Source organism: Streptomyces laculatispora (genome assembly GCF_017353455.1).
Taxonomy (GTDB): domain Bacteria; phylum Actinomycetota; class Actinomycetes; order Streptomycetales; family Streptomycetaceae; genus Streptomyces; species Streptomyces laculatispora.
In genome coordinates this window covers 1-9,397 of record NZ_JAFMPZ010000254.1, presented here as the reverse complement: position 1 = coordinate 9,397, position 9,397 = coordinate 1, and the positions used below count along the sequence as shown (strand labels likewise).

Annotated in this window: 9 protein-coding genes; 8 read left to right on the top strand and 1 reads right to left on the bottom strand. The window is 69.0% G+C overall.

Annotated features, from left to right (window positions below; genetic code table 11):
* Nucleotides 1-526: 526 nt before the first annotated feature.
* On the top strand, nucleotides 527-832 hold the full coding sequence (locus tag J1C73_RS35990) for a DUF4190 domain-containing protein (protein WP_372446683.1): 306 nt from the start codon (nucleotides 527-529) through the stop codon (nucleotides 830-832).
* A gap of 118 nt (nucleotides 833-950) precedes the next feature.
* On the opposite strand, the gene ybiA is transcribed toward J1C73_RS35990, so the two are convergent.
* Nucleotides 951-1,529, bottom strand: coding sequence for a riboflavin biosynthesis intermediates N-glycosidase (ybiA, locus tag J1C73_RS14210; RefSeq protein WP_207316690.1), 579 nt, complete (start codon nucleotides 1,527-1,529; stop codon nucleotides 951-953).
* Nucleotides 1,530-1,736: 207 nt separating this feature from the next.
* Between ybiA and J1C73_RS14205 the strand changes: the two genes are divergently transcribed.
* The 7 genes from J1C73_RS14205 to J1C73_RS14175 form a co-directional block, all read left to right on the top strand.
* Nucleotides 1,737-3,251: a gamma-aminobutyraldehyde dehydrogenase gene (locus J1C73_RS14205; RefSeq protein WP_124285348.1), complete on the top strand. Its 1,515-nt coding sequence runs from the start codon at nucleotides 1,737-1,739 to the stop codon at nucleotides 3,249-3,251.
* Between the two features lie 43 nt (nucleotides 3,252-3,294).
* Entirely contained in the window at nucleotides 3,295-4,545 is a 1,251-nt protein-coding gene (locus J1C73_RS14200) for a polyamine ABC transporter substrate-binding protein (RefSeq protein ID WP_123462571.1), read from the top strand.
* 48 nt (nucleotides 4,546-4,593) lie between these two features.
* Nucleotides 4,594-5,742: an ABC transporter ATP-binding protein gene (locus J1C73_RS14195; protein WP_207316689.1), complete on the top strand. Its 1,149-nt coding sequence runs from the start codon at nucleotides 4,594-4,596 to the stop codon at nucleotides 5,740-5,742.
* A complete protein-coding gene (locus tag J1C73_RS14190) occupies nucleotides 5,739-6,665 on the top strand; it encodes an ABC transporter permease (protein WP_207316688.1) in 927 nt (308 codons plus the stop codon). Before J1C73_RS14195 ends, J1C73_RS14190 begins: the two co-directional genes overlap by 4 nt.
* A complete protein-coding gene (locus tag J1C73_RS14185) occupies nucleotides 6,665-7,468 on the top strand; it encodes an ABC transporter permease (protein ID WP_123462577.1) in 804 nt (267 codons plus the stop codon). Before J1C73_RS14190 ends, J1C73_RS14185 begins: the two co-directional genes overlap by 1 nt.
* 23 nt (nucleotides 7,469-7,491) lie before the next feature.
* A complete protein-coding gene (locus J1C73_RS14180; protein ID WP_207316687.1) occupies nucleotides 7,492-8,907 on the top strand; it encodes an NAD(P)/FAD-dependent oxidoreductase in 1,416 nt (471 codons plus the stop codon).
* 127 nt (nucleotides 8,908-9,034) lie between these two features.
* On the top strand, nucleotides 9,035-9,397 hold a 363-nt coding region (locus tag J1C73_RS14175; protein WP_207316686.1), incomplete at its 3' end, for a hypothetical protein.

Genomic DNA, 9,397 nt, shown 5'->3' with positions numbered 1-9,397 from the left:
GGGCCCGGATACGCGTGGGAACCGGGCAGGGGACGGAAGTCATCGTAGGACGGGGGCTGGCCGTAGCATGACGGGCATCACGATGGGGGAGGCCCATGTCAGACAACACAGAGCAGCCCGCGGACGGGGCCGTGCCGCGCGATCCGTGGGCTCCGCCGGACAACAGGGTGCCGCTGGACAAGAAGGACGCCGCTGACACCCGCCCGTCGGCCGTCCACGACCAGCAGGCCGTCACACCGACGCCGGACGCGAGCGGGCAGCCGGGCGCCGGGAACGGCCCCGCGCCCATGGCCGGCTTCGGTGCCCCGCCCGAGGCGGGGCAGCCGTCCGGCCCCGGCGGCTGGTACGGCCCGGGNNCGCCGGCCAGTACGGCTACCCGGCCGCGGCACCGCCTCAGCAGCCCGCCGGCCAGTACGGCTACCCGGCCCCGCAGGCCCCGCAGTACGGCGGCTACCCGGGATACCCCGGCTACGGCCAGAACGCCTGGGGCGGGCCCCAGCCCGCGAACGGGCTGGGGATCGCCTCCATGGTGCTCGGCATCATCGCGGTGGCGGTCTTCTGCATGTACGGGCTCGGCGTCATCCTCGGCATCCTCGCGCTGATCTTCGGTCTGATAGGCCGGGGCCGGGTCAACCGGGGCGAGGCCGACAACGGCGGAGTGGCCCTCGCCGGCATCATCCTCGGCTCGATCGGCATCGTCGTCAGTGCCGCGTTCCTGGGGATGGTCATCTGGGCCGCCACCAGCGACCGCTTCGAGGAGGAGAGCGACTCCGGTTACGAGCCGATGTCGGCTTCCCTGGTCGTGGATTCCCCGGCCGGAGTGGTGCGCTAGGGCCTCTCGTTTGGATCATGCCGGGCTCGCGGGTTCCGGCCTGATCCAAACGAAAGACCCCAGGCCGCCGGTCATCCGTGGGGCGGCGGGAATTCATCCCGCCGCCCCACGGGCCGTTTCATATGGTCCCGGTCCCCGTCGCGGCAGGCAGCCCGGCACGCAGTCCGGTCCGCGCGTCCATCAGCGCGAACCCGAGCAGATTCAGCCCCCGCCAGGCCGCCGGGTCCTGCGCACGCGGATCGTCCGCGGCCAGCCCGATGCCCCAGATCCGGTCCATCGGGCTCGCCTCGACCAGTACCCGGTCGCCGGTGGTCAGCAGGAACTCCCGCAGCGCCGGATCCTGGCCGAACTTGTGGAGGCTGCCCGCCACCACGAGCGCGTACCGCTCGCGCTCCCAGACGGCCTCGTCGAAACCGCGGACCAGCCGGCCCGCCTTCTTCGCCTCGGCCGGGCTCTTCGCCGCCACCGCCGTCCGCGCCGCCGCGGCGTCACCGAACAGCCGCGCCTTGCCGGCCATCATCCAGTGCTCGGCCGACGCGTACGTCACCCCGTCCACCGTGAACGGCGACGGCCACCACTGACTGAGGCAGTTCGCGCCGATCGTGCCGTCGGGCCGCGGCCGGTGCCCCCAGAACCTCAGATACTTCACTTTCTCGCCCCGGCCGGCCCGCGCGACGAGGTCGCTGATGTGCTCCATGACACGCGAGTCTGGCATCCGCCACTGACACTACGTACGGGGAATTCCGCACTGACGCGACACATGGTCGACAGATTCCGTTGCGTAACCAAAAGGCAACAACGGAATCACTTGTTGGGCTGGGTCCCCTCTGTCAGGATCGGCACTCAAATCGAGCAGAAGCTACGCCGCACCCGCACTCCGGGGACAGCGGCGGAGGAGAGCGTGATGGGCAACAGCTTCCAGGTACAGGACCGCTTCGCGGACGGCGCGCAGTACATCGGCGGAAGACTGCGACCCGGCACATCGGGACGCAGCCACGACGTGGTCAACCCGGCCACGGGCAAGACCGTCTACACGTACGAGCTGGCGGGCACCGCCGATGTCGACGCGGCCGTCGCCGCCGCACGTGCGGCCTTCCCCGGCTGGTCGGGGGCCACCCCGGCCGAGCGGTCCGAGGCGATGCACCGCTTCGCCGCCGTCCTCGCCGAGCAGGCGGACGACTTCGCGTACGCCGAGTCCCTCCAGTGCGGCAAGCCGGTCAAGCTCTCCACCGAGTTCGATGTGCCCGGAACGGTCGACAACACCTCGTTCTTCGCGGGCGCCGCCCGCCATCTGGAGGGCAAGTCCGCCGCCGAGTACGACGGCGACCACACCTCGTACGTGCGGCGTGAGGCGATCGGCGTCATCGGCTCCATCGCCCCCTGGAACTACCCGCTCCAGATGGCGGCCTGGAAGGTCCTCCCGGCCATCGCCGCGGGCAACACCATCGTGCTCAAGCCCGCCGAGATCACCCCGCTGACCTCGCTGATGTTCGCGCAGGCGGCCACCGAGGCGGGCATCCCGGACGGCGTGATCAACATCGTCACCGGCGCAGGCAAGGACGCCGGAGAACACCTCGTCGGCCACCCCGACGTCGTGATGACCTCCTTCACCGGATCCACCGCCGTCGGCAAGCGGGTCGCCGAGATCGCCACCTCCACCGTCAAGCGGCTCCACCTCGAACTCGGCGGCAAGGCCCCCTTCCTGGTCTTCGACGACGCCGACCTGGAGGCCGCGGTCAACGGAGCGGTCGCCGGCTCCCTCATCAACACCGGCCAGGACTGCACGGCGGCCACCCGCGCCTACGTCCAGCGCCCGCTGTACGACGCCTTCGTGCAGGGGGTCGCCGAGCTGATGGAGACCGTCCGGGTCGGCGACCCGTTCGCCCCGGACACCGACCTCGGCCCGCTGATCAGCCACGCCCAGCGCGACCGGGTCGCCGGATTCGTCGAGCGCGCCCGCGCCTACGCCACCGTCGTCACCGGCGGCGAGGCCCCCGGCGGCGAATTGTCCGACGGCGCCTACTACCGGCCGACCCTGGTCGCCGGAGCGGCCCAGGACAGCGAGATCGTCCAGTCCGAGATCTTCGGCCCGGTCCTGGTCGTGCTGCCCTTCGACACCGACGACGAAGGCATCGCGCTGGCCAACGACACCCCCTACGGGCTCGCCGCCTCCGCCTGGAGCCGCGACCTCTACCGGGCCAACCGCGCCACCCGCGAGATCAAGGCGGGCTGTGTCTGGGTGAACGACCACATTCCGATCATCAGTGAGATGCCGCACGGCGGGTACAAGGCCAGCGGCTTCGGCAAGGACATGTCGTCGTACTCCTTCGAGGAGTACACGCAGGTCAAGCACGTCATGTACGACAACACCGCGGTCGCCCGCAAGGACTGGCACCGCACGATCTTCGGGGACCGATAACCCGGCCGTTCCGGCCGCACACCCACCCGAAAGGGCAACGCGCATGGAGCAGTACGAGCCCGAGCGTCTCTCGGCGGCCCAGCTGGCCGCGATGCGTCGCACTCTGACCAGCGGCAGGGGAGCACTCACCCGCCGATCGCTGCTGCGCGCCTCCGGTACCGGCGCGCTCACGCTCGGCGGGCTGGGCGCGCTCAGCGCGTGCGGAATCCCTCCCGCGAAGCGGGAGGGCGACGCCGCGGCGGCCTCCGACGACCACTCGGCCAAGGAGAAGCAGGTCAACTTCTCCAACTGGACCGAGTACATGGACGTCACCGACGACGGCAAGCACCGGCCCACCCTGGAGCAGTTCACCCAGCGGACCGGGATCAAGGTCAAGTACACCGAGGACATCAACGACAACGTCGAGTTCTTCGGCAAGATCAAGCCGCAGCTCGCGGCCGGCCAGGACACCGGCCGCGACATCATCTGCGTCACGGACTGGCTGGCCGCCCGCATCGTCCGCCTCGGCTGGGCGCAGAAGCTCGACCCGTCGAACCTGCCGCACGCCTACGCCAACCTCTCGGCCCAGTTCCGCTCCCCGGACTGGGACCCCGGCCGCGCCTACTCCTATCCCTGGGCCGGGATTCCCACCGTCATCGCCTACAACTCCAAGGCGACCGGCGGCCGCAGGATCGACTCCGTCAGCCAACTGCTCGACGACCCCCAGCTCAAGGGCCGGGTCAGCTTCCTCTCGGAGATGCGTGACTCCATCGGCATGACCCTGCTCGACATGGGCAAGGACCCCGGCACCTTCACCGACGCCGACTACGACGCCGCGATTGGGCGGCTCCAGAAGGGCGTCGACAGAAACCAGATCCGCCGTTTCACCGGCAACGACTACACCGCGGACCTCGACAAGGGCGACATCGCCGCCTGCGTCGCCTGGGCCGGCGACATCATCCAGCTCCAGGCCGGGAACCCGGACATCAAATACGCGATACCCGCCGCGGGCTACGTCATATCCAGCGACAACATGCTGGTCCCGGTGAAGGCACGGCACAAGACCAACGCCGAGAAGCTCATCGACCACTACTACCGGCCACCGGTCGCCGCCGAGCTCGCCGCCTACATCAACTTCGTCTGCCCGGTCGACGGTGTCCGCGAGGAACTGGCCAAGATCGACCGGTCGATGGCCGACAACCCGCTGATTCTCCCGGACAAGAAGATGGCGTCCGCCTCGCACGCCTTCCGGTCCCTCACCGCCGAGGAAGAGACGGCGTACGAGGAGAAGTTCGCCAAGCTCATCGGCGCCTGACGCCACGCCCTCCCCCCCTGATCTCTGACACCACTGGGACTGCGATCCATGACACAGCAGCAGACAGGCGGCGATGTCCGCCTCACCGGGATCAGCAAGACGTACGGCTCCTTCGCCGCCGTCCAACCGCTCGATCTGACCGTCCCGCAGGGCTCCTTCTTCGCGCTGCTCGGCGCGTCCGGCTGCGGCAAGACCACCACCCTGCGGATGATCGCGGGTCTGGAGGAGGCCACCACCGGCACCGTTTCGCTCGGCGGCCGGGACATCACCGACCTCCCCCCGTACAAGCGGCCCGTCAACACGGTCTTCCAGAGCTACGCGCTCTTCCCGCACCTCGACATCACGGAGAACGTCGCCTTCGGACTGCGCCGGCGCGGCATCAAGTCGGTCAAGAAGCAGGTCGACGACATGCTGGAGCTCGTCCAGCTCGGCGACTTCGCCCGGCGCAAACCGCACCAGCTCTCCGGCGGCCAGCAACAGCGCGTCGCCGTCGCCCGCGCCCTGATCAACCACCCGCAGGTGCTGCTCCTCGACGAGCCGCTCGGCGCCCTCGACCTCAAGCTGCGCCGCCAGATGCAGCTCGAACTCAAGCGCATCCAGACCGAGGTCGGTATCACGTTCGTCCATGTCACCCACGACCAGGAGGAGGCCATGACCATGGCCGACACCGTCGCGGTGATGAACGGCGGCCGGGTCGAGCAGCTCGGCGACCCCGCCGATCTCTACGAGAACCCGAGGACGACGTTCGTCGCCAACTTCCTCGGCACCTCGAACCTCATCGAGGGCGAAGTCGTCTCCACCGGCACCGACATCGTCGTATCGGCCGGCGGCGGGAAGCTGCGGCTGCCCACCGGCCGCTGTCCGGCGCCGACCGCGAACGGCGGCAAGCTGCTGCTCGGCATCCGCCCCGAGAAGATCTCCCTCGCGCACCGCGACGACGCGGACGCGATAGCGGAGGGCCGCAACCGGGTCACCGGACGGATCGTCGACTCCAGCTTCATCGGCGTCTCCACGCAGTACGTGGTGGAGAGCCCGGCCGGCAAGTCGCTCCATGTGTACGAGCAGAACGTCGATCGGCGCGCGGGGCTCACCGCGGGTGCCGAGGTCGTCCTGCACTGGAACCCGGCGCACACCTTCGGCCTGGACGCCACCCAGGACATCGACGCCGGTGTGGAGACGGTGGAGGACGCGGCGTGAGCGTCACCCAGGAGGCGCCGCCCGCTCCCGTCGAGGAGCCGAAGACGCGCAAGCCCTCCACCCGCAAGCGCCTCGTCCCCTACTGGCTGCTGCTCCCCGGCATCCTGTGGCTCGTCGTCTTCTTCGCGCTGCCACTGATCTACCAGGGGTCGACCTCGGTACAGACCGGATCCCTGGAGAAGGGGTTCGAGGTCACCTGGCACTTCCAGACGTACTGGGACGCGCTGACCGACTACTACCCGCAGTTCATCCGGTCCCTGCTGTACGCGGGCACCGCGACGATCCTGTGCCTGCTGCTCGGCTACCCGCTCGCCTACCTCATCGCGTTCAAGGCCGGCCGCTGGCGCAACCTGGTGCTGGTGCTGGTCATCGCACCGTTCTTCACCAGCTTCCTGATCCGCACGCTCGCCTGGAAGACGATCCTCGCGGACGGCGGCGCGGTCGTCGACGTACTGAACACCCTGCACGTCCTGGACGTCACCAGCTGGCTCGGCTGGACCGAGTCCAACCGGGTGCTGGCCACGCCGATGGCGGTGGTCTGCGGTCTCACGTACAACTTCCTGCCGTTCATGATCCTGCCGCTCTACACCTCGCTCGAGCGGATCGACGGCCGGCTGCACGAGGCGGCCGGGGACCTGTACGCCACCCCCGCCACCACCTTCCGCAAGGTGACGTTCCGGCTCTCCATGCCGGGCGTCGTCTCCGGCACCCTGCTGACCTTCATCCCGGCCAGCGGTGACTACGTGAACGCGGAACTGCTCGGCTCCACCGACACCAAGATGGTCGGCAGCGTGATCCAGACCCAGTTCCTGCGCGTCCTCGACTATCCGACGGCGGCCGCGCTCTCCTTCATCCTCATGGCGGTCGTCCTGATCGCGGTCTCCCTCTACATCCGCCGCTCCGGGACGGAGGACCTGGTCTGATGCCCGTACTGCGCTGGCTGCGACGCCATATCATCGTCATCGCGGGTCTGCTGACCCTCGCCTACATGATCCTTCCGAACATCGTCGTGATGGTGTTCTCCTTCAACAAGCCCAACGGGCGGTTCAACTACTCCTGGCAGCGCTTCTCGGTGGATGCCTGGAAGGACCCCTGCGGCGTGGCCGACATGTGCGGCTCGCTCTCGCTCTCCCTCCAGATCGCCTTCTGGGCCACCGTCGGCGCGACCGTGCTCGGCACGATGATCGCGTTCGCCCTGGTCCGCTACCGCTTCCGGGCGCGCGGCGCGATCAACTCGCTGATCTTCCTGCCGATGGCGATGCCCGAGGTCGTCATGGCCGCGTCGCTGCTCACGCTGTTCCTCAACATGGGTGCGCAGCTGGGCTTCTGGACGATCCTCATCGCGCACATCATGTTCTGCCTCAGCTTCGTCGTGACGGCAGTCAAGGCGCGTGTCATGTCGATGGACCCCAGGCTGGAGGAGGCGGCGCGCGATCTGTACGCCGGGCCGGTACAGACCTTCGTACGGGTGACCCTGCCGATCGCCGCCCCCGGAATCGCCGCGGGAGCGCTGCTCGCATTCGCGCTCTCCTTCGACGATTTCATCATCACCAATTTCAACGCGGGCTCGACCGTGACCTTCCCCATGTTCGTCTGGGGCTCGGCACAGCGCGGTACACCCGTGCAGATCAACGTCATCGGTACGGCAATGTTCATCATTGCGGTACTGGTGGTTCTCGCCGGCCAGCTCATCGCGAACCGGCGTAAGAACAGCGCACGACCCTGAAAGTCCCGAAGGAGTTGGAAACCATGGCCCCAGTTGCCATGAGCACCGCCGCCCAGTCACTCGCCGACGCGAAGCCGCTCTCGTTCTGGCTGGACGACCCCGGCAGGCCCGAGGCGCTTCCCGCGCTCACCGGCGACGAGCACTGCGATCTCCTCGTCATCGGCGCCGGCTACAGCGGACTGTGGACCGCGCTGCTCGCCAAGGAGCGCGAACCGGAACGCGATGTCGTACTGATCGAGGGGCACGAGACGGGCTGGGCCGCCTCGGGCCGCAACGGCGGATTCTGCGCCTCCTCCCTCACCCACGGCCTGCCCAACGGGCTGGAGCGCTGGCCCGAGGAGATCAAGAAGCTGGAGGGGCTGGGCGCACGCAACCTCGACGCCATCGAGGAGGCGGTCGCCCGCTACGGCATCGACTGCGAATTCGAGCGCACCGGTGAAATCGATGTCGCCACCCAGCCCCACCAGCTCGAAGAGCTGCGGGAATGGCACCAGGAGCTGGAGCGGCGCGGCTTCGACGGGGTCGAGTTCCTCGACGGCGACGCGCTGCGCGCCCATGTCGACTCACCGACATTCCTGGGCGGCCTCTGGGACCGCCGGGGCGTCGCGATGCTGCACCCCGCCAAGCTGGCCTGGGGCCTCAAGCAGGTCTGTCTCGACCTGGGTGTACGGATCTACGAGCACACCCGCGGCCTGGAGCTGGCCAGAACCGGAACCGGAATGGCGGTCCGCACCCCGTACGGAAAGGTGCTCGCCCGCCGCGTCGCCCTCGGCACGAACATCTTCCCGTCGCTCGTGAAGCGGGTGCGCCCGTACACCGTCCCGGTCTACGACTACGCACTGATGACGGAGCCGCTGACCGCCGACCAGCTCGCCGCCATCGGCTGGAAGAACCGGCAGGGGCTGGGGGACAGCGCCAACCAGTTCCATTACTTCCGGCTCTCCGCCGACAACCGGATCCTGTGGGGCGGATACGACGCGATCTATCCGTACGGGGGCCGGCTCAGCGCCGATCTCGACCAGCGGCCGGAAACGTTCCTGAAGCTCGCCGGGCAGTTCTTCGAATGCTTCCCGCAATTGGCGGGAGTGCGTTTCAGTCATGCCTGGGGCGGTGCGATCGACACCTGCTCCCGATTCTCCGCATTCTTCGGTACGGCCCATCAGGGCCGGGTCGCCTATGCGGCCGGATACACCGGACTCGGCGTCGGAGCCACCCGGTTCGGCGCCGATGTGATGCTCGACCTCCTCGCCGGCGAGCGGACGGAGCGGACCACGCTGGAGATGGTGCGCACCAAGCCGATGCCGTTTCCGCCGGAGCCGCTCGCCTGGGCCGGCATCGAGCTGACGAAGCGCTCCCTGGCCAGGGCCGACGACAACGGCGGCCACCGCAATCTGTGGCTGCGGACGATGGACCGGATGGGGCTCGGCTTCGACAGCTGAGCCGGGGCGTGACCCAGTTCACTACCGGTAGGTAGCCGAACCCACGTCATGGATCGGCCCTGACCCGCTCTCTCCCGTGAACGCACCGGCAACTCCCTGCCGGTGCGATACGGAACGGAGGCGGGGCATGGCTGGCTCGAGGGTCAGGGCAGCGGTCGAGTGGCTTGTGTCGGTGGCACCGGACCCCGACGCCTGCCGGTGGGAGTGGGAGCGCGATCCGCGGGGGATCGCGCTCCTTCCCGCCGGCCGGCGCTGGGACGTGCTGATTCTTCCGGGGAGGCTGGGCTGTCCGACGCTCGATGTGATCACCCGGATCGTCGACCGGCCGGGGCCGGTCCTCGCCGACTTCGGCGACGCCCGCACGGGGTTCTTCGTGCCGCCGGGCACCGTCGACCGCTGGATCGGGACGGGGGTACGGGGCGCGGGCCAGGGCACCTGGATCGTGGTGCCCTACCCGGGGCGGGCCGCCGGCGGGATGCGCTGGCTGATC